Source organism: Pantoea ananatis PA13 (assembly GCF_000233595.1).
Taxonomy (GTDB): Bacteria; Pseudomonadota; Gammaproteobacteria; order Enterobacterales; family Enterobacteriaceae; genus Pantoea; species Pantoea ananatis.
Genome location: NC_017553.1, coordinates 259,834 through 280,753, shown reverse-complemented (window position 1 = coordinate 280,753; position 20,920 = coordinate 259,834). Strand labels below are relative to the sequence as shown.

At 54.2% G+C, this 20,920-nt stretch carries 24 protein-coding genes and 1 riboswitch; of the genes, 15 read left to right on the top strand and 9 right to left on the bottom strand.

Annotated elements, in window-relative coordinates:
• The first annotated feature begins 380 nt into the window (after positions 1-380).
• Positions 381-1,751, top strand: coding sequence for an aldehyde dehydrogenase family protein (locus PAGR_RS22790; protein ID WP_014604700.1), 1,371 nt, complete (start codon positions 381-383; stop codon positions 1,749-1,751).
• Between the two features lie 141 nt (positions 1,752-1,892).
• On the opposite strand, the gene zigA is transcribed toward PAGR_RS22790, so the two are convergent.
• Complete coding sequence (gene zigA / locus PAGR_RS22785) at positions 1,893-3,125, bottom strand: zinc metallochaperone GTPase ZigA (RefSeq protein WP_014604699.1); 1,233 nt, start codon at positions 3,123-3,125, stop codon at positions 1,893-1,895.
• Between the two features lie 217 nt (positions 3,126-3,342).
• On the opposite strand from zigA, the gene PAGR_RS22780 reads away from it, so the two are divergent.
• From PAGR_RS22780 to PAGR_RS22765, 4 genes are read left to right on the top strand one after another with little or no spacing between them, the layout of a single operon-like run.
• Positions 3,343-4,869, top strand: coding sequence for an ABC transporter substrate-binding protein (locus PAGR_RS22780; RefSeq protein WP_014604698.1), 1,527 nt, complete (start codon positions 3,343-3,345; stop codon positions 4,867-4,869).
• Positions 4,869-5,804, top strand: a complete 936-nt coding sequence (locus tag PAGR_RS22775; protein WP_029569636.1) for an ABC transporter permease — start codon at positions 4,869-4,871, stop codon at positions 5,802-5,804. Before PAGR_RS22780 ends, PAGR_RS22775 begins: the two co-directional genes overlap by 1 nt.
• Positions 5,801-6,580: an ABC transporter permease gene (locus tag PAGR_RS22770; protein ID WP_014604696.1), complete on the top strand. Its 780-nt coding sequence runs from the start codon at positions 5,801-5,803 to the stop codon at positions 6,578-6,580. The genes PAGR_RS22775 and PAGR_RS22770 overlap by 4 nt, the downstream gene beginning before the upstream one ends.
• Positions 6,577-8,010 carry an ABC transporter ATP-binding protein gene (locus PAGR_RS22765; protein ID WP_014604695.1) on the top strand — a complete coding sequence of 478 codons (1,434 nt, stop codon included), beginning with the start codon at positions 6,577-6,579 and terminating at the stop codon, positions 8,008-8,010. The genes PAGR_RS22770 and PAGR_RS22765 overlap by 4 nt, the downstream gene beginning before the upstream one ends.
• Before the next feature lie 22 nt (positions 8,011-8,032).
• Here the strand turns inward: PAGR_RS22765 and PAGR_RS22760 are convergent, their stop codons facing one another.
• Positions 8,033-8,581, bottom strand: a complete 549-nt coding sequence (locus tag PAGR_RS22760) for a helix-turn-helix domain-containing protein (protein ID WP_014604694.1) — start codon at positions 8,579-8,581, stop codon at positions 8,033-8,035.
• A gap of 94 nt (positions 8,582-8,675) precedes the next feature.
• On the opposite strand from PAGR_RS22760, the gene PAGR_RS22755 reads away from it, so the two are divergent.
• The 6 genes from PAGR_RS22755 (at position 8,676) to PAGR_RS22730 (ending at position 12,840) form a co-directional block, all read left to right on the top strand.
• A complete protein-coding gene (locus PAGR_RS22755) occupies positions 8,676-9,347 on the top strand; it encodes an AzlC family ABC transporter permease (protein WP_014604693.1) in 672 nt (223 codons plus the stop codon).
• Positions 9,344-9,664, top strand: a complete 321-nt coding sequence (locus PAGR_RS22750) for an AzlD domain-containing protein (RefSeq protein ID WP_014604692.1) — start codon at positions 9,344-9,346, stop codon at positions 9,662-9,664. The genes PAGR_RS22755 and PAGR_RS22750 overlap by 4 nt, the downstream gene beginning before the upstream one ends.
• A 58-nt stretch (positions 9,665-9,722) precedes the next feature.
• Positions 9,723-9,842, top strand: a riboswitch (TPP riboswitch).
• 138 nt (positions 9,843-9,980) lie between these two features.
• Positions 9,981-10,913: an FAD-dependent oxidoreductase gene (locus PAGR_RS22745; RefSeq protein ID WP_014604691.1), complete on the top strand. Its 933-nt coding sequence runs from the start codon at positions 9,981-9,983 to the stop codon at positions 10,911-10,913.
• Positions 10,910-11,107 carry a sulfur carrier protein ThiS gene (gene thiS, locus PAGR_RS22740; RefSeq protein ID WP_013028008.1) on the top strand — a complete coding sequence of 66 codons (198 nt, stop codon included), beginning with the start codon at positions 10,910-10,912 and terminating at the stop codon, positions 11,105-11,107. The genes PAGR_RS22745 and thiS overlap by 4 nt, the downstream gene beginning before the upstream one ends.
• A 2-nt stretch (positions 11,108-11,109) precedes the next feature.
• Complete coding sequence (locus PAGR_RS22735) at positions 11,110-11,868, top strand: thiazole synthase (protein ID WP_013028007.1); 759 nt, start codon at positions 11,110-11,112, stop codon at positions 11,866-11,868.
• A 9-nt stretch (positions 11,869-11,877) separates the two neighbouring features.
• The gene (locus tag PAGR_RS22730; protein ID WP_014604690.1) at positions 11,878-12,840 is read left to right on the top strand and encodes a HesA/MoeB/ThiF family protein; all 963 of its coding nucleotides are present in this window, start codon (positions 11,878-11,880) and stop codon (positions 12,838-12,840) included.
• Positions 12,841-12,853: 13 nt separating this feature from the next.
• Here PAGR_RS22730 and PAGR_RS22725 read toward each other — a convergent pair whose 3' ends face one another.
• From PAGR_RS22725 to PAGR_RS22715, 3 genes are read right to left on the bottom strand one after another with little or no spacing between them, the layout of a single operon-like run.
• Positions 12,854-13,321, bottom strand: coding sequence for a GNAT family N-acetyltransferase (locus tag PAGR_RS22725; protein WP_014604689.1), 468 nt, complete (start codon positions 13,319-13,321; stop codon positions 12,854-12,856).
• 49 nt (positions 13,322-13,370) lie between these two features.
• Positions 13,371-13,973, bottom strand: coding sequence for a LysE family translocator (locus tag PAGR_RS22720; protein WP_014604688.1), 603 nt, complete (start codon positions 13,971-13,973; stop codon positions 13,371-13,373).
• A 53-nt stretch (positions 13,974-14,026) separates the two neighbouring features.
• Positions 14,027-14,401, bottom strand: a complete 375-nt coding sequence (locus tag PAGR_RS22715) for a VOC family protein (RefSeq protein WP_014604687.1) — start codon at positions 14,399-14,401, stop codon at positions 14,027-14,029.
• Positions 14,402-14,467: 66 nt separating this feature from the next.
• On the opposite strand from PAGR_RS22715, the gene PAGR_RS22710 reads away from it, so the two are divergent.
• Positions 14,468-14,881, top strand: a complete 414-nt coding sequence (locus PAGR_RS22710; RefSeq protein ID WP_014604686.1) for a YybH family protein — start codon at positions 14,468-14,470, stop codon at positions 14,879-14,881.
• Positions 14,882-14,943: 62 nt separating this feature from the next.
• Here PAGR_RS22710 and PAGR_RS22705 read toward each other — a convergent pair whose 3' ends face one another.
• Both PAGR_RS22705 and PAGR_RS22700 read right to left on the bottom strand, forming a co-directional pair.
• Positions 14,944-15,357: an ASCH domain-containing protein gene (locus PAGR_RS22705; protein WP_014333261.1), complete on the bottom strand. Its 414-nt coding sequence runs from the start codon at positions 15,355-15,357 to the stop codon at positions 14,944-14,946.
• A 53-nt stretch (positions 15,358-15,410) separates the two neighbouring features.
• Positions 15,411-15,962: a DsbA family protein gene (locus PAGR_RS22700; RefSeq protein WP_014598224.1), complete on the bottom strand. Its 552-nt coding sequence runs from the start codon at positions 15,960-15,962 to the stop codon at positions 15,411-15,413.
• 355 nt (positions 15,963-16,317) lie between these two features.
• On the opposite strand from PAGR_RS22700, the gene PAGR_RS22695 reads away from it, so the two are divergent.
• From PAGR_RS22695 to PAGR_RS22685, 3 genes are all read left to right on the top strand, one after another.
• Positions 16,318-16,902, top strand: coding sequence for a flavin reductase family protein (locus PAGR_RS22695; RefSeq protein WP_014604685.1), 585 nt, complete (start codon positions 16,318-16,320; stop codon positions 16,900-16,902).
• A 12-nt stretch (positions 16,903-16,914) separates the two neighbouring features.
• Entirely contained in the window at positions 16,915-17,931 is a 1,017-nt protein-coding gene (gene ahr / locus PAGR_RS22690; protein WP_014333258.1) for an NADPH-dependent aldehyde reductase Ahr, read from the top strand.
• Between the two features lie 112 nt (positions 17,932-18,043).
• The gene (locus tag PAGR_RS22685; protein ID WP_013027996.1) at positions 18,044-18,571 is read left to right on the top strand and encodes a sterol desaturase family protein; all 528 of its coding nucleotides are present in this window, start codon (positions 18,044-18,046) and stop codon (positions 18,569-18,571) included.
• On the opposite strand, the gene crtB is transcribed toward PAGR_RS22685, so the two are convergent.
• A complete protein-coding gene (crtB, locus tag PAGR_RS22680; protein WP_013027995.1) occupies positions 18,510-19,439 on the bottom strand; it encodes a 15-cis-phytoene synthase CrtB in 930 nt (309 codons plus the stop codon). The genes PAGR_RS22685 and crtB overlap by 62 nt on opposite strands.
• Positions 19,436-20,914: a phytoene desaturase gene (locus PAGR_RS22675; RefSeq protein ID WP_014333257.1), complete on the bottom strand. Its 1,479-nt coding sequence runs from the start codon at positions 20,912-20,914 to the stop codon at positions 19,436-19,438. Before PAGR_RS22675 ends, crtB begins: the two co-directional genes overlap by 4 nt.
• Between the last annotated feature and the right edge of the window lie 6 nt (positions 20,915-20,920).

Here is a 20,920-nt window from a genome sequence, read left to right as displayed (position 1 = left end):
AAGTACTGATTACAGTGAATACTTTACTGATTACAGTGAATGCAAACACCCTCTCAGCCCTTGTGTGGTGCGGCCTGCGACGATCGGGGATCTCTTTGGATCTATAAGGGATCTCTTTATGATCGTTATATAGGAACTATTCACTGTATAAGTGGATAACTTGCCTGAAACACATATGGCATTCACATTATTCAGCCGTCTGTCCGGATCCGTTCTGCCAAAATAGTTACGTGCTGCTCGTCGTATTCGCCTGAGCGAAACCTGGCGTGATAAAGCTAGCACTTCATTTTTTATAAACAACTTGCTCAGCATTATTCATTTTTCATCAGCATTATCCCGGCGTATGGTGACAACATCACTTATTGAAAAGGATCGAAACCATGACTGACTTTGCCGTGTCACGTAATCCAACCACGGGCGACATTCTCGCCAGCTATCCCATGCAGAACGCATCTGAACTGGAACAGGCATTAAGCACCAGCGCGGCTGCGTTTAAAAAATGGCGAAAAAGCAGCATGGCATCACGCGTAACGGTGCTTCGCCAGCTCGGTCATCAGCTTCGTGAACGCGAGCCTGAACTGACACGCATGATTACCTTAGAGATGGGTAAACCCGTGGCGCAGGCGAGAGCGGAGATCCTGAAATGCGCCAATCTGTGTGACTGGTATGCAGAATTTGGACCTGCGATGCTGGAAGACCAGCCATCACAGGTACCTGATGCGTGGCAGTCCTTTCGCCCAATAGGCGTAATACTGGCCGTCATGCCGTGGAATTTCCCCGTCTGGCAGGTTCTGCGCGGCGCCGTAGGCATGCTGCTGGCGGGTAACACCTATCTGCTTAAACACGCGCCCAACGTCATGGGAAGCGCAACGCTGATGGCTGAGTTATTTGATGCAACCGACCTGCCAAAGGGCGGTTTTAATCTGATTAACGTTGATAACGAAGGTGTCTCAACCGCTATCAAAGATGATCGTATTGCTGCAGTCGCAGTAACAGGCAGTGTTCGGGCTGGTGCAGCGATCGCAGCACAGGCGGGCGCAGCGTTGAAAAAGACCGTGCTGGAACTGGGCGGATCAGATCCTTTCATCGTGCTGGCTGATGCAGACCTCGATGAAGCGGTGAAATCTGCGGTGACAGGCCGTTATCAGAATACCGGACAGGTCTGTATGGCGGCTAAACGGTTCATCATTGAGGCATCCATCGCAGAGGCATTTGAGGCCCGTTTTGTAGAGGCTGTCAAAGCGCTTAAAATCGGCGATCCTTTGAATGAGGACACCTATATCGGACCAATGGCCCGCGCCGATCTGCGTGATGAGCTGGATCAGCAGGTACAAGCCAGCCTGCGTGAGGGTGCCCGGTTGGTGTTAGGCGGTGAGAAAATAGCAGGGCAGGGCAACTATTACGCCCCCACCATCCTTTCAGACGTCACCAGCGAAATGACCGCCTTCCGGCAAGAGCTGTTTGGTCCGGTAGCGGCGATTGCCGTGGCCCGGGATGCGGAGCACGCTCTGGAAATCGCTAATAACAGCGAGTTTGGGCTGAGCGCGACCGTCTGGACAGGCGATGAGCATATGGCTGCCCGGATGAGCGAAGAGCTGGAAGTGGGCGCTGTGTTTATTAATGGCAATGGCGCTTCAGATCCGCGCGTCACCATTGGTGGTGTGAAAAAGAGTGGCTATGGCCGCGAACTGTCACATTTTGGTGTGCATGAGTTCTGTAATGTGCAGACGATTTGGAAAAACCGTCGGTAATCCACGTTCTGGCTTCTGGCGACAACAACAATAAAACAGGCGCATGACAATGCGCCTGTTTCTTATCACTTTCAGCCTTCATGCAGAACAGACAAACGGGTTTTCTATTGCGAGTCAGAGGATGCACTCAGGATATAACGATCAGGAATCAGCATCACCAAACCAGCCCGGCATGGGATCCGGAAGCGTTACCCAGTATTCGGGGCCCTGAGCCATTTCCAGCGGCGTTAACAGCGCAGCGTCAAGCGCGCTGCGCACCTGATCTTCATCCATTTCAATGCCGATAAAAACCAGTTCCTGTCGGGCATCGCCAATCCCATCCAGCCAGTTCTCAGCAATAAAATTCAGAGACTCGCTGTCTCTGGGCCATTTGTCCCGCGGAATGCTGGCCCACCAGCTCCCGGCATAACCATGCTGTGCGACCGCACCGGCCTGTGACCACATCGCCGCATATTCCGGACGGCTGGCCAGCCAGAAATAGCCTTTCGAGCGAATGACGCCATCAAGCTGGTGGTTAACAGCATGCCAGAAACGTTCTGGATGAAAAGGGCGCCTGGCACGGTAAACAAAACTGCGAATACCATACTCTTCTGTTTCAGGCTGATGCTCGCCGCGCAGCTCTTTCAGCCAACCCGGTGCCTGTGCAGCCTGATCAAAGTCAAACAGACCGGTATCCAGTACCTGATCAAGGGGAACGTTACCAAAGTGGCTGGTGATGATACGCGCTCGTGGATTCAGCGAATGTAACATCGCTTTAAGCGTCCGTTGCTCATCCTCCGTGATGAGGTCAGTCTTATTAACCACCAGCACATCACAGAATTCGATTTGATCGACCAGAAGATCGACGACAGATCGCTCATCTTCTGCCCCAAGAGATTCTCCTCGTGCCTGAAGCGAGTCGACCGAACGGTAATCCTGAAGGAAGTTATACCCATCTACGACGGTGACCATGGTATCTAACCGCGCAATAGTGGATAAACTCTCCCCGTCCCCATCGGCGAAGGTGAAGGTTTCTGCAACCGGAAGCGGCTCAGAGATGCCGGTCGATTCTATGACAAGATGATCAAAGCGGCCTTCCTGCGCCAGCCGTTTGACCTCCAGTAACAGGTCTTCACGAAGGGTGCAGCATATGCAGCCATTGCTCATTTCCACCAGCTTTTCATCGGTACGAGAGAGTTCAGCTCCGCCATTACGCACCAACGCCGCATCAATGTTGACTTCAGACATATCGTTAACAATCACTGCAATGCGTCGACCCTCGCGATTATTAAGAATGTGATTTAGCAGTGTCGTTTTACCTGCGCCGAGAAATCCTGACAGTACAGAAACAGGCAAGCGGGGATCGGGTGAGTCCGGTAAGGAATGAAGCGCCATGAGAGATCCTTAAAATCAGTGTCATTTAATATGTTATAACATAACAAAATGGCGGTGATTTTCAACACTGTTTGTCAGGAATAGCAAAACACAGGATCGTGAAACTGCTGAGTGACTATCCCGTTTTCGTCTCGACATGTTCAGATGGGTTTTGCTTTGGTTTGATATGTTATAACATAATATTTCTGGGTAACATTATGTGGTTAAAAGACATATTATGAAACAACTTAAGCACCTCCTTCACAGCACGCTTGCGTGCCTGTTATTTGCCTCCTTGAGTGCCGGTGCTGCCGAAACAAAACCGGTCCGTATTGCCGCCCCATTTGAAATTAAGGGTGCCGATCCCGCTCTTTCGGGTGATATTTTACTCCGCATGGATGTGGTGGAAACGCTGGTGGAGACGGATGCTAAAGGAGCCCCTGTTCCAGCGCTTGCAGAGAGCTGGCAGGCTTCTCCGGATGGTCTGCAATGGCGCTTTACACTGCGTCCAGGCGCCCATTTTCACGACGGTTCCCCTGTTACTGCTGAAAGCGTGGTGAAATCACTTAACATCGCCCGCGGTAAGCCGGGCTTGCTGGATAAGGCACCGATAACGTCGATTGTTGGTGAAGATCGACAGGTCACCATTACACTCAGTGAACCTTTTACACCGCTACTGGCGGTGCTGGCAGAAAGTCGTTCACAAATTCTGGCGCTGGCATCATGGGATAACACGAACGCTGTCACGCGGATCATTGGCAGCGGTCCGTTTCAGCTGGTAAGTTTCCAGCCGCCTCAGGCTCTGAGCGTAAAGAGATTTGAGGGTTACTGGGGGAAAAAACCGGCCATCGCTGGCGCTGAATTTTTATCTGCAGGACGCGCTGAAACACGCGCACTGCTGGCTGAAAGCGGAGACGCCGATTATGTTTTTAACCTTGATGCCGCCAGTCGGCAGCGCCTGTCACATAAAAAATCTCTGCAGCTGCTCACCGTTTCCGTTCCACGAACGGTGATGCTCAAACTGAATCTGGCACATCCCTTTCTCAGCGACCACACCACGCGCGAGGCGTTAAGCCTGGCGATTAACCGGAGTGCGCTTGCTAATGCGGTTTTGCGCTATCCGGGGGCGGCGACACAGATGTTCCCGCCTTCGATGGCCGAGTGGCACAATCCGGCATTGCCCACGCTGGATTACTCACCACAGCGTGCAACAGCATTGCTTACGCAGTCAGGCTGGAAAGCCGGTCAGGATGGGATACTGATCCGTAATGGACAGCGTTTTACGCTCACGCTGCTGACCTATCCGGACCGTCCTGAACTGCCGCTCATCGCGATGGTGATCCAACAGCAGCTGCGTCAGATTGGAATCGATGTCGTCATTAATTCAACTAACTCCAGTGAAATCCCCGCTCGTCATCACGACGGGAGCCTGCAGATGGCGCTGTTCGCCCGTAATTTTGCCTTAACGCCCGATCCCACCGGTACGCTGCTTCAGGATTATGGCCCTCAAGGCGGTGACTGGGGAGCAATGAACTGGCACGACAAGGCCTTTAACGAGGCGCTCGGTACGCTATCGCAGAGTCATGATCCTGCGGTGCGACAAAAGGCCAGAGAGGTCATTACTACGGCTTTCCAGCGCGATTTGCCGGTTATTCCCATCGCCTGGTATCAGCAGTCAGCGGCAGTTAATGCCAGCCTCACCTCGGTCACGCTGGATCCGTTTGAACGCCATTTTGGCCTGCGTGATATGCAATGGGTGAAATGATGCTTAAACAACTCAGCTGGCGCCTTTGCCAGGCCGCCTTCGTCATTCTCGCGGTCGGGATCTTAACGTTTGTTCTGGTACAGGCATTACCGGGTGATATGGCCTGGCGTATCGCATCGGGACGTTATGGTTATGATAGAGTCGATCTGGCAGCGGTAGCCCAGGTAAAACAGCAACTGGCGGATATGACCGCCCAGGGAAGTGCGCTGGGGCAGTGGATGTGGGATCTGCTGCGCTTCAACTTTGGCCGTTCACTGGTATCGGGTGAGCCTGTCAGTGGCGAACTGGTCTGGCAATTGAAACAAACGTTCGCCCTTGCCGGCTTTTCTCTGTTACTGACCCTGCTGCTGATTATTCCACTCGGGATTTGGGCAGGCTGTCATCCCGGCCGTTTCCTGGACCGGGCCGTTAACGGCGCTGCCGCCATTCTCAAATCGGTTCCGCATTTTGCTCTTGGCCTGCTGCTTATCGTTTTGTTTGCGCTGCGTCTGGACTGGCTGCCCAGTGCCGGGCAGGGGAACTGGCGACATTTCATCCTGCCGTCAGTGACGCTGGCGCTGCCGCTAAGTGCCGTGGGCGCTCGGGTCGTACGTGAGGCGACATTCCAGGCTGTAACGGCCAGCTGGTATCGCTGGGGGGCACAAAAGGGTCTCTCTCAACCGCGTCTTTTCTGGCGTCACGCCCTGCGTAATCTCAGCGTTTCGGTCGTGACCTGGCTCGGCATGCAGTTCGTCTGGCTGGTGGAAGGCGTGGTGGTGGTGGAAACGCTGTTTGCCTGGCCAGGCATTGGCCATGCGCTGGTCCATGCGATTTTTGCCCGGGACGTGCCCGTGATACAGGCCAGCGCAATGGTACTGGGGCTGACGTTTGTCACCCTGAACATGCTGGTCGATGGTTTGTGCTATGTGTTGGATCCAAGGGGGAAACGCATATGACCTTTCGTCAAAAAACAGGTCTGGCAATTATTCTGGCGTTGCTCGCGTTTGCCTGGCTGGTGCCGCTATTCGGGGCTGGGGATCCTGTGCAGCAGGACCTGTTGCAGATGTTACAGCTTCCCTCTGGGCAGGCCTGGTTGGGCTATGACCATCTTGGCCGCTCAATGCTGGCCCGGTTAAGTGCGGCACTCAGGTTATCACTGGGCCTGGCAGCGATATGCGTTATCACGGCACTGATAATGGGCACGCTGGCGGGGATCATGAGTGCCTGGCGCGGCGGTTGGGTGGACAAGGTGTGCAACGTATTAGCGGATATGTGCCTTGCGCTTCCCGGTCTGCTGCTGGTGCTGTTGTTAGCGGCTATCTCACCTGACTCGCCAGAAATGTTGTGGCTGGGGATTTCACTGGTGCTGTGGGTCGAGTTTTTCCGCGTGACGCGAGCCACCCTGCGACCCGTTGTTACGTCTCCCGCCGTCCAGTCCTCTTCACTGCTCGGTTTCTCGATACGCTATCTGTTTCGCAGACACTTATGGCCAGCCATGGCGCCCTTGTTGCTGACGTTAACGGTCTATGCGTTTAGCAGTGCCGTTATGGCGGTGTCCGCATTGGGATTCATCAGCGTGGGGGTTCGCCCACCGACACCAGAACTGGGGCTGATGATGACAGAACTTTTTCCCTATGCCTGGGAAGCGCCCTGGCTTCTACTCCAGCCCGTGCTGGTGCTTTTTTTGTTACTGACTGGCATGAATTTATTAGTGAATAAGGATCGGATATGACGGGCATAGTAATTAAACAGGTCGCCGTTTACGCCGAAGACTGCATCGTCGAGCCCGTGAGCATGGTCATTCAGCCGGGCAAACCCATGACGCTGGTGGGCGAAACCGGATCGGGAAAAAGTCTGTTCGCCCAGGCCATCATGGGGGCGTTACCAGAAGGACTCCGTGCCACAGGCACGGTTGAGATTGACGGACAACGTTATGATCTCCAAACCGATCTGGCCCGTCTTCGCGCTCAGTGGGGGCATCGCATCGCGTCTTTGCCCCAGGAACCCGGGCTGGCGCTCGATCCAACAATGCGTGTCAGCGCTCAGGTCATGGAAGGTTACCGGTACGTGCGGGGCTTAGCCAGGAGGGATGCACAACAGGCCGCGGCACAGGCACTCGACCAACTGGGGCTTGCGCATGCCTCTGCGCGTTTTCCCTGGCAGCTTTCAGGGGGAATGGCCCAGCGGGTTTGCTTCGCGGCTGCTCGCGCGGGGGGCGCGACGCTGCTGATTGCAGACGAGCCGACTAAAGGGCTGGACGTCGCGCGGCGGGATGAAATGGGTAACCTGTTAAATACGGCGGTGGCTCAGGGTGAAACCTTGCTGACGATCACGCACGACATTGCACTGGCCCGGCAGTTAGGTGGTGAGGTCATGGTGATGCATAAAGGCAAAGTCGTTGAGCAGGGCAGCGCCGGGCAGGTGTTATACCGTCCACAAGCGCCTTACACCCAACTGCTGTTGGCGGCCGATCCTGAGGCCTGGGCGCCAGGCTCGCGAGTACCCTGTGATGAAACCATCGTGTTACAGACAGAGGGCCTTTCTCTGAAACGGTCAGGGAAGCAACTGTTTCACAATGCCTCGCTAATCTTCCGGGCCGGTGAAATCGTGGGGCTTTATGGCGAAAGCGGCTGCGGTAAAAGTAGCCTGGGGGATACGCTATGCGGTTTGATAACGCCCGATTCGGGCAAGGTCGTGCGTCCAGGGGCTGCCAGTAGGTTACGTTACCAAAAACTTTATCAGGATCCCTCAGCCATATTTCCACCTGACATCGCGATGGCCAGAGTTATCGATGATGTTCTGCGGCTGAACCACGCCACGGTGAAACGACGTGATGAACTGATGGCACAACTGGGATTAGCGCACGCGTTGCTGAACCGTCCGGCTTCAGGTTTGTCAGGCGGCGAGCTTCAGCGCTTTTCACTGCTCAGGGTGATGTTACTGGACCCTGTGTTTTTATTCGCGGATGAGCCGACGTCGCGCCTGGATCCTGTCGTTCAGCAGCAGACGCTGGCGTTGATTAGCGAACTGGCAACACAGCAACGCTGCGCCATTTTGCTGGTCAGCCACGATCTCGCCTTACTGGAGAAAAGCGCGCATCGTGTTATCTCACTGGCTTCCCTCAGCCAGAGCGCCGCAATAGCCCAGGAAGTCTGTATTTAACCGAAGGCAGGGAAACCTGCCTTCACACATGCTCCATGACCAGCACAGCCAGCGTATCTGGCTCAAGCGCACGAAAAATATGCTCAGTGTCGCCCGGGTAGCTGATGTAATCGCCTACCTCAAGCTCAACGGGTGAATCAACCGGCCCAACCTCTGCGCGCCCTTGCGTCAAAATTAAATGTTCGATGGTATTCGGTGAATGCGGCTGTGAGCAGCGTTCGCTTCCGGGCTGTATGTGCAGCAGATAGATATCCCGTCGTGCGCCCGGTGGACAGGTTGCCAGTAAGACGGCTTTGTAATCAGCCTGCTCAGCAGCCACCGTGGGGCCTTCTCCGCGGCGAATAACCTGTAACCGGTTCGTTTCCGGCTCCATCAGGCGTGCAAATGGAATATTGAGCGCGACACACAGCGACCACAACGTCTCAATACCCGGATTGCCGTTACCGGCTTCAAGCTGAGACAGGGTCGATTTTGCAATCCCCGCCCGGCGAGCAACTTCAGCCAGCGTCAGGCCGGCACGCTGGCGTTCTCTTACTAAACCTCGGGCAATGATATCAATGGGCGTGCTCATCACTTTTCCTGTTCGTTAAAATGAACGTATCGTTCGTCTTGTAATGCATATCCGATGTTCATTATAATGGATTTATCGTTCGTTATGGGATTCGATGTTGATGCTGGCAAAAAAATTCACGCTGGATAAAGGCGTTATAAAAGCAATTTTTCTGGTCTGTATCGCAGATGGCATTGTCGGCCTGTCTTACGGGTCGCTCGCCACTGCTGATGGCTTTCCGTTTTGGGTACCGCTGGCGTTATCAACGCTGGTGCTGGCTGGCGCATCGGAATTCTTATTTATTGGCATCGTTGCCGGCGGTGGCAGTCCGTTAACCGCGGCGGCGGCAGGTTTGCTGGTCAACGCCCGCCATCTTCCCTTTGGCATTGCGGTTAAAGACTTAGTGGGCAGAGGCTGGCGGGGGGCGCTCGGCTGTCACATTATGAACGATGAAAGTGTGGTGTTCGGCATCTCTCAGCCGCAGATGGCTCAACGCCGCAGTGCGTTTTGGCTGTGCGGCATCGGTATCGGATTGATCTGGCCGTTCACCGTCATGCTCGGGGCCGCGATTGGCCAGTTTATCCCGAATATTTCCGTCATCGGTCTGGATGCCGTGTTTCCCGCCATTCTTATCGCACTCATCTTCCCGGCGTTACGCAAACCCCGAACCCGCATTCCTGCTGCTACCGGCGCCGTGCTGTCGCTGGCGGTCACGCCATTTGTTCCAGCAGGGATGCCTGTTCTGTTTTCGTTGTTAGGGCTGCTTACGTGGAGATCGCGTAAATGAATCATCCGATGATAGTTGCAGGCATTGCCTTGCTGGCTGCCGGAACCTATGCCATTCGTTATGCGGGCGTCAAACTGGGTAACCGGTTGCCTGTCAGTGAGCGCACGCAAAATGTGTTATCCGATGCGGCCACGGTACTGTTACTGGCCGTTGCAGCCACCACCACGTTGTTCGAAGGTCAGCATTTTGCCGGGATGGCAAGGCTGCTGGGCGTGTCGTTTGCCATTTTTCTCGCCTGGCGCAGGGCGCCGCTGATCGCCATCATTTTGGGCGCAGCCTGTATGACCGCTCTGCTGCGTTACCTGAATGTGCCTTAGTCGCTAACGACAAATTGCTGCATCAGCCTTGACGTAAGGCGCGGCTTAAAATAAAACTAGAACCCGTCAGGGGAGTCTCGCCAAAGAGACTGAGAGGCTAATAGCGCAATGCGCGGCTTAGCGACCCTTAGAACCTGACCCAGTTGATACTGGCGTAGGAAGACGGGTATCTTTGCCCCAGGCAGATACTTGCCGCAGAGTCTGCTTTTGTCGGGCTCATGCTTTTTCCCTTCTTGTATCACGGGTCTCTGACTGTTAACAGAGAGGCCAAAGTGAAAATCCTGTTTCTGATGTTATCCTGTCAGGTTGGCTGGCAATGAGCCGCTGGTCAGTGCTCGGCAGCGGCGTGTCCGGATTGTGTATCGCCACGCTACTGGCGGAGCAAGGTGAACCTGTCGAAATCATTACCTTACCGGACTGCCGCGCGGCATCGCACTGGGCTGGCGGTATGCTGGCGCCCTGGTGCGAAGCGGAAAGTGCGCCACAGCAGGTCGTTGACTGGGGTCAGTATGCTGCGGCATGGTGGTCGGCCAGGGTCAGCGGCGTGGAACAGCAGGGTACCCTGGTGATTGCGCCCCCGCGCGACAGTGCTGAGTTAACGCGTTTCGCTAACATGACCTCATCACATCAGTGGGTGACGCCGGCAGAGATTGAACCTGCGCTGGAAGACCGTTTTGCCCGTGGCTTGTTCTTTGCCGCAGAAGGTCATCTTGATCCCCGGCTGGCAATGCAACAATTACAAACGCGTTTACTGAATGCGGGGGTCCGGTTTCACCCGTGTAAACCCAGCGGGAAAATTATCGATTGCCGGGGTATTCATGCCCGGCAATCCCAACCGGAATTGCGTGCCGTGCGCGGTGAAATGGTTATTCTCCACACCGACGAAATAACGTTTTCCCGTCCTGTTCGCCTGCTGCACCCGCGTTTTCCCTGTTATCTGGTGCCCAGGGCTCAGGGGCATTTTATGCTGGGCGCGACCATGGTCGAAAGCCAGGATGACAGCCCAATCAGCGCGCGCGCTATGATGGAACTGTTAAGCGCAGCCTACAGCATCCATCCCGCCCTCGCCGAAGCACGCATTATTGAAAGCGGCACAGGTTTGCGTCCGGCTTACCGCCACAATCTGCCCGAAGTGCGTTATGAAAATGGCATTTTTTCCATTAACGGCATGTACCGTCACGGCTTCCTGCTGGCCCCGATGATGGCCGAGAAGCTTATGCAACAACTGACGTCCGAGGGAGTGCGATGAAAATAGAACTGAACGGCCTTGCTATTGAAACCGAAGCCCGCACGCTGGCTGAATTACTCGTGGAACAACATATCGATGCTGGCTGTGTCGCCAGTGCCGTGAATGGCGAATTTGTTCCTCGGGAGCGCTATTCCTCAGAGCCGCTTGTGGCGGGTTGTCGTCTTGAAGTGTTATCGCCGATGCAGGGAGGCTAACGATGTTTTATGACTTTAGCGGACAGTCACGTTTTTTACTGGGCACTGCAGGTTATCCCTCGCCGGATATTCTGCAACAGGCCGTTGGCGCATCCGGCGCCGAGATTATTACGGTGAGTCTGCGTCGTGAAGGAAGCCAGGGCGGAGCCTTTCGCGATCTCCTGAAAACCTTAAATAAACGCGTTTTACCCAATACCGCAGGCTGCCACACGGTGAAAGAAGCCGTGACGACTGCGCATATGGCGCGGGAATTGTTTGCCACGTCCTGGATCAAGCTTGAGGTGATCGGTCATGCCGATACCTTACAGCCCGATCCCTTTGCCCTCGTCGAAGCAGCACGTATTTTGTGTGCAGAGGGTTTCCACGTTTTCCCTTACACCACAGAAGATCTGATTGTGGGCGAGAAACTGCTGGACGCGGGCTGTGAAGTGCTGATGCCGTGGGGGGCGCCTATCGGCTCAGGCCAGGGATTACGCAATATCGAGGGCTTACGGACGATGCGTGCCTGGTTTAAGGACGTTCCACTGATTATTGATGCCGGGATCGGTGCGCCGAGCCAGGCGGCTCAGGCGATGGAATTGGGGTTTGATGCTGTGCTGTTGAATACCGCCGTGGCGAAATCCAGCGATCCGGTTCGCATGGCTGGCGCATTTGCGCGCGCCATTGAAGCGGGATATCAGGCACGTCAGGCTGGCATGATGGAGCGTCGCGACATGGCTGCCGCCTCTACGCCCGTTTTCGGCCTGGCGCAATTTCGCTAAGGAGCAGAGATGGCACGTTATCAACGACAGACAATGCTGCCAGAAGTGGGCGAGCAGGGGCAGCAGGCTTTGTCCGCTGCCCGCGTCTTAGTGGTTGGCGCGGGTGGACTGGCTTCCACGTTATTACCGCTCCTGGCGGGCGCTGGCATCGGTTATATCCGGCTCTATGACGACGACGTCGTGGCGCTGCATAACCTGCATCGTCAGACGCTATTTACGACTGCCGATATTGGCGAGCCGAAGGTGTTTTGCGCCCAACGTGCGCTGGCACAGCGTAATCCTGATACGGTGGTTGAAGCACATCCCGTAGCGTTACAGGCAAGTCGTATTGAAGAAGCACTGGTGGATATTGATTTAGTTATCGACGCTGCGGATAACTTCGCGGTGACTTATCTGCTTTCCGACAGCTGCTTTGCCCGTAACCTACCGCTGGTTTGCGCTTCGGTGCTGGGGCGACAGGGTTATGCAGGCAGTTTTTGCGGCGGCGCGCCCAGCTATCGCGCACTGTTCCCACAATTACCCAAAGCCTCAGGTAACTGCAACACCGCAGGCGTGCTGGGCCCGGCGGTTGCCACCCTTGGCGCCTTACAGGCGCAGATGGCGCTCAGCATTCTGCTGCACTTTTCGCCCTCACCACTGGGCTGCATGATCAACTGTGATTTTGTCTCATGGCAACTGCGTCAGTTCCGGTTCGATAATGCGCCTGAGCCCGAAAAGGCCGGCATCCCGTTTATCGATCCTGCTTTGCTGACCCCCGATGACTGCGTGGTGGATCTACGGAGGACAGAGGAAGCACCTGTCAGTGTCAGCCAGTATGCACAGCGGATATTGCCACAGCACATTGCCGGCTGGCAGCCGCCCGCGGATAAACGCATTGTTCTGGTCTGTGCCAGTGGCATGCGTGCTGCTCAGGCCGCGTTGGCCCTGGAGGCGCGTGGCTGCCAGCGGCTGGCGATTATTGCAGATCGGTAATACAGGCGGCTGATTACGTCTGGGCATCGCGGTTGGCCTGATAAATATCGGGCCGGGTGATTGTCCAGGCATAGTCGGGTTCGTTTACCGGCTGGTAGCCAAATTTTTGATATAACCAGGGCGCGGTTGAGGTGAAGAGCAACAGCCGGCGCAATGTGTTAACCACGGGATGTGACTGACAGCATTCGATCAGCCATCCGCCCAGTCCTTTGCCCTGGCATTCTTCAAGTACATAGACATCCCACAGGTACGCAAAGGTGGCGTAATCAGTAATGAATCGCGCAAGGCCAATCTGCTGCTGCTGATGAAAAAGCCCAAAATTCAGGCTGTTTTCAATTGACCGCGCGACCGTGGCATAATCAATTCCCGCTGCCCAACTTGAACGGGTGAGGTAACGGTGTATTGCCCCGATATCCATCTGCGACTTATCCGTCGTAACGGCATACTCGCCGTTATGCCAGTGCTGAACAGGTGCCATCATTTTTCCCGTATTCCTTGTTTAAGTATGAGAGTCGGTGGCGAAAGACCTGTCAGGCGATAAGAGTGCGTACGGCAATGCCGATAAGCAGTAATCCACCACCGATATTGACGTAGCGTTTCAGCGCGACAGGATTGATTTTTTGCGACGAGAAGACCAGCGCCTGGCTGAAGAGCGCTAACCACAGGCTCATTACGACAATGTGCACTGTTGCCAGCGTCAGAAAGGCATTGATACCGGCCCTGTCGCCAACAAACTGTGAAACCACCGTCAGGTAAAACAGGATAGCTTTGGGGTTAGCGACATTAGCCAGCCACGCACCTTTAACGGTAATTGCGCTACCTGTTGTCTTCAGCACGAATGCCGTGGTCCTGACGCCAGTGATAAATAAAAGGCCGCCCAGCCAGAACAGGTAAAGTACGCCAGCTATTTTTAACAGGGCAAACAGCGCGGGGGACGCAACCAGCGCTGTCGACAGGCCCAGACCGATCAGCAAAGCATGCGTATAAATACCCAGCGCGGTACCAAGCAGCGTTTTCACCAGCCCCCTGCGGCCAGCCGTAAGCGCGCTGTTCATCGCCAGCGTGAAACTCGCGCCGGGAGAAAGGGCAATCGGTAGAAGCGCAGGCAGAAACCCTGTCAGGTTAATCTCCATCCGCCACCGGCTTTTGGGAGCGCTTCAAGGCGCACACCAAATTCGTTAAAAAATTATGCCGGATTATAAAAAGCACACAGCTTATTGCCGGTTGGATCCCGCAGATAGGCGACGCATCTTCCATCCGTCTCTCTGACATGAGGCGGTGTTTCAGCCGAAGTGCCGCCGTTTTCGAGACCTTTTTGATACCAGCTGAAAACGTCTTCAGAGGAGGCCATGGTAAAGCCAATGGTACCCCCGTTGGCAAAGGTCGCGGGCTTGCCATTAATGGGCTGAGTGATAATAAAACGCTGGTGATTTTTAACGTAAAAAGGGCGACCCAGGGCATCAATGCCCTGATCTTCGCAACGGATCACAGCAAAAACAGCATCGTAGAATTTTTTAGCTTGCTCAATATTATCCGTACCAACAACCATATGGCTAAACATATATAACTCCTTTTTAACATTGATGGCGATATACTTAGCACACCCGCTATGTGTGAGGAAGTGCTGATGAATGACCATCCCGTTTTAGAGGTTGTCAGGTTATGCGACCGGGCGATATCAGCCGGTAATTATGATGCCCTGATGAAACACTATGCTGCCGATGCCAGCCTGGTTGTGAAGCCCGGAATGACCGTTACGGGTCGCGTAGCCATTCGTCGCGCCTTTGAAGCAATTGCAAATTATTTTCAGCATCAGCTGGTGGTAGAGCAGGGCAGGATGGAGGTCATTGAGGGCGCAGGCACCGCGCTGGTGGTTATGGAAACTGTGCTGCGCTATCCCGATGGGCAGGGACAGTCCGTAGAAAGCACCCGCCGTGCCACCTATGTATTTCGGCTGGAAAGCGATAACCAGTGGCGCTGCACCGTGGATAACTCCTATGGCACTTCGCTACTGGATCCTGTACTGAGTGAGCAGGGCTGATTATGGTATGCACTGCGCGATTTAGGCCGTTAATCCGGATAGCGTGCGGATTAACGGCTGATTCAGATGACTTCAACAAGTTGAAAGGTCTCAAATATCAGTTCCATTTCAGTGCTAAATCCACCGTTACGCTGAAAAAAGCGTTGATGTTCACGCTGCCAGTACTCAAGGCTCAGGTCACCTTCGCCTTCCATCATGGCCATCTCCGGCGTAACGCGATCGAAGCGTGTCACAAACAGCCCCGTCGTCCTGATGACGCAAACCGGATTATCCGCGCCGTTTAAGATGATGCTATAGCCGCCGGGTTGCGGTTTCACGTCATCTTCATACCAGCCTTGCAGAGAACTGCAGGTGGCGATTTTTTTGCCGGTAAGGACCAACGTGGCCAGTTCATTGGCCAGATCGGGTGAATCGCCAAACGACCAGGCCAGCGCGTCAGGGTATTTCGTTTTAATCTGTTCAAGCGTCATCGTCATATTAAGTCCTTTTACAGCAGGGCCTGAATGGCTGGTTTTGGGCAGCAAGTCTGTCAGGCCAGAATACGTTTTGCCCACTCATCAACCGTATCACCACTGCCGATATCGGGCTGTACCAGGCCATTAATCATAAAGGTAGGTGAAACATGAATACCGTTCTGGCGGGCATATTTACAGTGCCATTTGATCAGGTTTTGCAAATCAGGCCGGTCAAATGCCGCATAAGCATCGACGCCGCTGTACTCTCTGAGTCTGGCGAGAAGCTGATTAGGCGTAACGTCTCGGTTTGGACCACGACAATGGTCTGTAAACTCAAAGGCTTCCCGATGATCGGCAACGGCCTGCAGAACCGCTTTAGCCGCCGCTTTACTTTCTACCGATGCCGCGAGGATGTAGCGCACGATTACGCCAGAGTACATGTGCCAGGGCTGCGACTGAAGATGAATTTTGAGTGTCATTTTATCTTCACCAACCTGCTCTAACAGCGCATCGAATTTGTTAAACGCGCGTACAGAGAAAGGGCAGGTGGGTTCGATAAAAACCTCAAACACCTGTGGACCTTGTCCCCAGACAAGAGGTTCAGCCTGTAGCTTGTCATTGTTCATAGCAACTCCCGTTACGATGGTTAAAATTCTGCTTCACTGACTGTGACAAACTTACGCTTATTCTGCCAGGTGATCCTGCCAGCAGTCGTGAATGCAGACTGATAAGGATTAGTCTTATTTCTCATCTTTCATACCAAACCGAACTAAAATTATCCCTTCAGCGGTTCCGCTTGTCGTGCAACCTGTTTAAAATTTCAAGATTGTTAAATCATGATATTAAACACTATTTTGTCAAGCTAAGGCACAAAGCGGCAAGTTCATCTGAGATAAAAACCGCTAGAGTACCGGGTTCATCAACCTGCAAACCCGGTGTACTGGCGTTATATTGCCTGACCCAGTCATTAAGGATTTTCGAATGTCGCACTTTCGTCCTGTCGCGCTGGAACACGCAAGCCGTTTGCTGAACCACGGACCGACTATATTAATAACCAGTCGGGATAGTCAGTCACAGCGTCGCAACATCATGGCCGCAGCCTGGTCCGTTCCCGTCGAATTTTCGCCGCCGCGGGTAGCGATTATTGTGGATAAATCGACCTGGTCACGTGAGCTGATTGAAGCCAGTGGTGCATTTGGTATTTGTGTCCCTGCCGCGCAATTTGTCGATCTGGTTTATGCCGTTGGCAGCACGACCGGGCGCGATCAGGATAAATTTGCGGCTTTTGATATTCAGGCCAGCGAGAGTCAACACTTCGGTGTGCCTCTGTTGGAGGAGAGTTGTGTAGCGTGGATGGAATGCCGTCTGTTACCTGAAACCGAAGCGCAGCAGGCGTACGACACGCTGTTTGGTGAAGTGGTCACCGCTGCGGCAGACAATCGGGTTTTTTACGACGGTCGCTGGCATTTCGATGACAGCAATTCAGCGCTACACACTTTACATCATCTTGGCGGCGGTCAGTTCGTGACAGTTGCAAATACGCTGACCGCCAAAACAACGCGTTAAATGAGGTACAGAATGACAATTAAGAGTTACGCAGCCATGCAGGCGGGACAAGCACTGGAGCGTTACGACTATGATCCCGGCCCGTTAGACGCTGAAGATGTAGAAGTTGAAGTTGAATACTGCGGCGTATGCCACTCAGATCTGTCGATGATCGATAACGAATGGGGAATTTCCGCATATCCCGTTGTTGCCGGTCATGAAGTGATTGGACGCGTGGCTGCGCTTGGCGAAAGTGCCAAAACGAAAGGCCTGAAAGTGGGACAGCGCGTGGGCATCGGCTGGACAGCCAAGAGCTGCCAGCATTGCGATCCCTGCATCAGCGGCGATCACGTCAACTGCGCCAATGGCACCACAACCACGATTGGCAACAATGGGGGCTTTGCTGACAAACTGCGCGCCAACTGGCAGTGGGTTATCCCATTACCTGAAAAGCTGGATGCGGCCACGGCCGGCCCTCTGCTGTGTGGTGGGATTACCGTCTTTAAACCCTTACTTATGCATAACATTACCGCGATGAGCCGCGTCGGCGTGATCGGTATTGGTGGTCTGGGCCACATCGCCATAAAGATTCTGCACGCGATGGGCGCAGAAGTGACGGCGTTCAGTTCTTCGGCCAATAAGAAGCAGGCTATTCTGGACATGGGCGCCGATCATGTGGTGAACAGCCGCGATCCGGAAGCTTTAAAAAGCCTGGCGGGCCAGTTTGACCTGATTATCAGCACGGTCGCCGTCGATCTCGACTGGCAACCCTACTTTGCGGCCCTGGCGCCTCGCGGTAAGTTCCATACCGTGGGTGCCGTACTGAAGCCGTTTGACGTGCCGGCTTTCAGCCTGATTTTAGGCGACCGCGCCGTGACGGGTTCTTCAACCGGTTCACCTGCGCAGCTGCGTTCACTGCTGAAGCTGGCTGGCCGTACAGATATTGCGCCGACAGTGGAGTACTTCCCGATGTCGAAAATCAACGATGCACTGGACCATGTTCGTGCAGGTAAAGCCAACTACCGTGTGGTTCTGAAAGCCGACTTCTGATCCCTGGCGCGCCTTTCTGGCGCGCCTTTTTCCCTTCCCGCCGCCAGATCGGCTAATCTCTGTTAAAATTGAATCCTTAAGCCTGCTGCCAGACGTCTCTACCGGAGAAATTATGTTGTGGATTTGGAATGCCCTGATCGTTTTCGTTACCGTGATTGGCATGGAAGTGGTTGCTGCACTGGCACACAAATACATCATGCACGGCTGGGGTTGGGGATGGCATCTTTCACATCATGAACCGCGTAAAGGTGCGTTTGAAGTTAACGATCTTTATGCCGTGGTTTTTGCTGCATTATCGATCCTGCTGATTTATCTGGGCAGTACAGGAATGTGGCCGCTCCAGTGGATTGGCGCAGGTATGACGGCGTATGGATTACTCTATTTTATGGTGCACGACGGGCTGGTGCATCAACGTTGGCCATTCCGCTATATTCCACGCAAGGGCTACCTCAAACGGTTGTATATGGCGCACCGTATGCATCACGCCGTCAGGGGCAAAGAAGGTTGTGTTTCTTTTGGCTTCCTCTATGCGCCGCCCCTGTCAAAACTTCAGGCGACGCTCCGGGAAAGACATGGCGCTAGAGCGGGCGCTGCCAGAGATGCGCAGGGCGGGGAGGATGAGCCCGCATCCGGGAAGTAAGGGCCTGACCAGAGGCGGCCAGCAGCAGCGTTAATTTTTCGGGCGTGGTCGTTGACTGCCGCTGATCCCAGGCTTGCTGACCGGCCTGTTCAACTTTGACACCTATTTTCCGGTAAACCTGCTTCGCCGTAGCGATTGCCCAGGCCGAACGCAGGGGCAACCCAGCCAGGCCCGCTGTGGCAGACAAATAGTAAGGTTCTGCTTCCTGCACCAAACGACGGGCGATACGGCTCAGCGCCTGACGGTTTTCAGGTGCCGCATAATTCTCTTTGTTCAGACCTTCATGCTCCAGCCAGCTTGCCGGCAGATAACAGCGGCCCGCATGTGCATCGTCCACAATATCGCGAGCAATATTGGTCAACTGAAATGCCAGCCCAAGGTCACAGGCGCGGTCCAGCGTGGCGTTATCCCGTACGCCCATGATTTGCGCCATCATCAAGCCGACAACGCCTGCAACGTGATAGCAATAGCGCAGCGTATCGTCCAGTTGGCTGTATTGCGCTTCGCGTACATCCATGGCGAAGCCTTCCAGATGATCAAACGCGTAAGCCGGGGCGATATCATGGGCCATAGCCACTTCCTGAAAAGCCGCAAACGCCGGTTCGTGCATCTGCGATCCTGCATAGGCCTGGCGCGTTTTCATCTCAAGTTGCATCAGACGTTGTTCGGGCGTTTGTAAGGCTGGCTGCCGGGCCTGGAAGCCCAGCGTCTGATCGTCAATAACATCGTCACAATGGCGGCACCAGGCGTAGAGCATCAGTACGCTGCGCCGGGTTTTTGCATCAAATAACTTTGAGGCTGTCGCAAAACTTTTCGAGCCAACTGCCATCGTTTCGACCGCATGATTGAGTAACGACGGATTATTCAAATCAGATCCTCCAGCATCAAACCTGCTGTCGCTTTTGCCGAGCCGATGACGCCAGGAATGCCTGCGCCGGGATGCGTGCCTGCGCCGACCAGGTAGAGATTAGTAATGGTTTTATCGCGGTTATGCGGCCGAAACCAGGCGCTCTGGGTAAGAACGGGCTCCACAGAAAAGGCTGAGCCCTGATAGGCATTAAGCTGGTCGCGAAAATCAAACGGCGTAAACATCCGGTGCGTGACCAGCTGACTCCGTAAGCCAGGCATGTAATGCTGCTCAAGGTACTCAAAAATACGGTCGCGTAGTTTTGGCCCCTCAACCGTCCAGTCGAGGTTCGCGGTGCCTAAATGCGGCACCGGCGCCAACACATAGTAACTGCCGCAACCTTCAGGCGCCAGTGACGAATCCGTGACACAGGGCGCGTGCAGATAAAGTGAGAAGTCTTCTGCGAGGCCATCATGATTAAAAATCTCGTCAATCAGTTCGCGGTAACGCGGGCCGAAACAAACCGTGTGATGCGCGAGCTGATCATGATGGTGATTCAAACCAAAATAGAGCACAAACAGAGAGTTACTCATACGCTTAGTCTGCAGTTTGTTGGACTGCTTAACCGCGGCAGGGTGCTGGCTTAACAGGTCGCGATAGGTATGAACCACATCTGCATTTGACGCGACGGCTTGCGTCAGGAACCTGCGACCGTCCTCTAAATGCACGGCTTCAATCTTGTTTCCTGTCGTTTCCATATGGCTGACTCTGGCGTTTAACACGAGTTCGCCACCCAGATCCTGAAACAGCTTTATCATCCCCTGAACTAATGCGCCGGTGCCGCCACGCGGAAACCAGACGCCCCACTCACGTTCCAGCGCGTGTATCAACGTATAAATGGATGAGGTGGCGAAGGGATTGCCGCCCACCAACAGCGAGTGGAAAGAAAACGCCTGGCGCAGATGTTCATCTTCGATGTAACTGGCAACCTTACTGTAAACGCTTCTCCATGCCTGCAGTTTCGCCAGTTGAGGTGCGGCGCGAAGCATGTCTCTGAACGATAAAAAAGGGACAGTACCGAGCTTCAGATAGCCTTCTTTAAACACCGCGCGTGAATAGTCCAGAAACTGACGATAACCTTCGACATCGCGGGGATTAAACTGCTGAATCTGCGCTTCGAGCCGGGTTTGATCGTTATCGTAATTAAAGACCTTCCCTGACTCCCAACACAGGCGGTAAAACGGCGTAACCGGCAGCAGTTCGACATACTCTTTTAACTGTTTTCCTGCCAGTGCAAACAGTTCTTCAATGGCACTGGGATCGGTGATAACCGTCGGGCCTGCATCAAAGGTAAACCCCTGATCCTCGTAGACATAAGCCCGACCGCCGGGTTTATCACGTTGTTCAAGCAGTAAGACGGGGATCCCCGCAGCCTGTAGACGAATTGCCAGTGCCAGGCCACCGAAGCCTGCACCAATTACCGTAGTTGGTTTCATGTAGTC

Bases quoted from the DNA above. Each gene is read 5' to 3' on its own strand.
- PAGR_RS22745 (WP_014604691.1), top strand. From the start codon at position 9,981: ATGAGCCGCTGGTCAGTGCTCGGCAGCGGCGTGTCCGGATTGTGTATC.
- PAGR_RS22760 (WP_014604694.1), bottom strand. From the start codon at position 8,581: ATGAGCACGCCCATTGATATCATTGCCCGAGGTTTAGTAAGAGAACGC.
- PAGR_RS22715 (WP_014604687.1), bottom strand. From the start codon at position 14,401: ATGTTTAGCCATATGGTTGTTGGTACGGATAATATTGAGCAAGCTAAA.
- PAGR_RS22730 (WP_014604690.1), top strand. From the start codon at position 11,878: ATGGCACGTTATCAACGACAGACAATGCTGCCAGAAGTGGGCGAGCAG.
- PAGR_RS22780 (WP_014604698.1), top strand. From the start codon at position 3,343: ATGAAACAACTTAAGCACCTCCTTCACAGCACGCTTGCGTGCCTGTTA.
- PAGR_RS22750 (WP_014604692.1), top strand. From the start codon at position 9,344: ATGAATCATCCGATGATAGTTGCAGGCATTGCCTTGCTGGCTGCCGGA.
- PAGR_RS22735 (WP_013028007.1), top strand. From the start codon at position 11,110: ATGTTTTATGACTTTAGCGGACAGTCACGTTTTTTACTGGGCACTGCA.
- PAGR_RS22775 (WP_029569636.1), top strand. From the start codon at position 4,869: ATGCTTAAACAACTCAGCTGGCGCCTTTGCCAGGCCGCCTTCGTCATT.
- PAGR_RS22720 (WP_014604688.1), bottom strand. From the start codon at position 13,973: ATGGAGATTAACCTGACAGGGTTTCTGCCTGCGCTTCTACCGATTGCC.
- thiS (WP_013028008.1), top strand. From the start codon at position 10,910: ATGAAAATAGAACTGAACGGCCTTGCTATTGAAACCGAAGCCCGCACG.
- PAGR_RS22695 (WP_014604685.1), top strand. From the start codon at position 16,318: ATGTCGCACTTTCGTCCTGTCGCGCTGGAACACGCAAGCCGTTTGCTG.
- PAGR_RS22725 (WP_014604689.1), bottom strand. From the start codon at position 13,321: ATGATGGCACCTGTTCAGCACTGGCATAACGGCGAGTATGCCGTTACG.
- PAGR_RS22770 (WP_014604696.1), top strand. From the start codon at position 5,801: ATGACCTTTCGTCAAAAAACAGGTCTGGCAATTATTCTGGCGTTGCTC.
- PAGR_RS22675 (WP_014333257.1), bottom strand. From the start codon at position 20,914: ATGAAACCAACTACGGTAATTGGTGCAGGCTTCGGTGGCCTGGCACTG.
- PAGR_RS22700 (WP_014598224.1), bottom strand. From the start codon at position 15,962: ATGAACAATGACAAGCTACAGGCTGAACCTCTTGTCTGGGGACAAGGT.
- PAGR_RS22685 (WP_013027996.1), top strand. From the start codon at position 18,044: ATGTTGTGGATTTGGAATGCCCTGATCGTTTTCGTTACCGTGATTGGC.
- PAGR_RS22705 (WP_014333261.1), bottom strand. From the start codon at position 15,357: ATGACGATGACGCTTGAACAGATTAAAACGAAATACCCTGACGCGCTG.
- PAGR_RS22755 (WP_014604693.1), top strand. From the start codon at position 8,676: ATGTTGATGCTGGCAAAAAAATTCACGCTGGATAAAGGCGTTATAAAA.
- PAGR_RS22765 (WP_014604695.1), top strand. From the start codon at position 6,577: ATGACGGGCATAGTAATTAAACAGGTCGCCGTTTACGCCGAAGACTGC.
- ahr (WP_014333258.1), top strand. From the start codon at position 16,915: ATGACAATTAAGAGTTACGCAGCCATGCAGGCGGGACAAGCACTGGAG.
- PAGR_RS22710 (WP_014604686.1), top strand. From the start codon at position 14,468: ATGAATGACCATCCCGTTTTAGAGGTTGTCAGGTTATGCGACCGGGCG.
- zigA (WP_014604699.1), bottom strand. From the start codon at position 3,125: ATGGCGCTTCATTCCTTACCGGACTCACCCGATCCCCGCTTGCCTGTT.
- PAGR_RS22790 (WP_014604700.1), top strand. From the start codon at position 381: ATGACTGACTTTGCCGTGTCACGTAATCCAACCACGGGCGACATTCTC.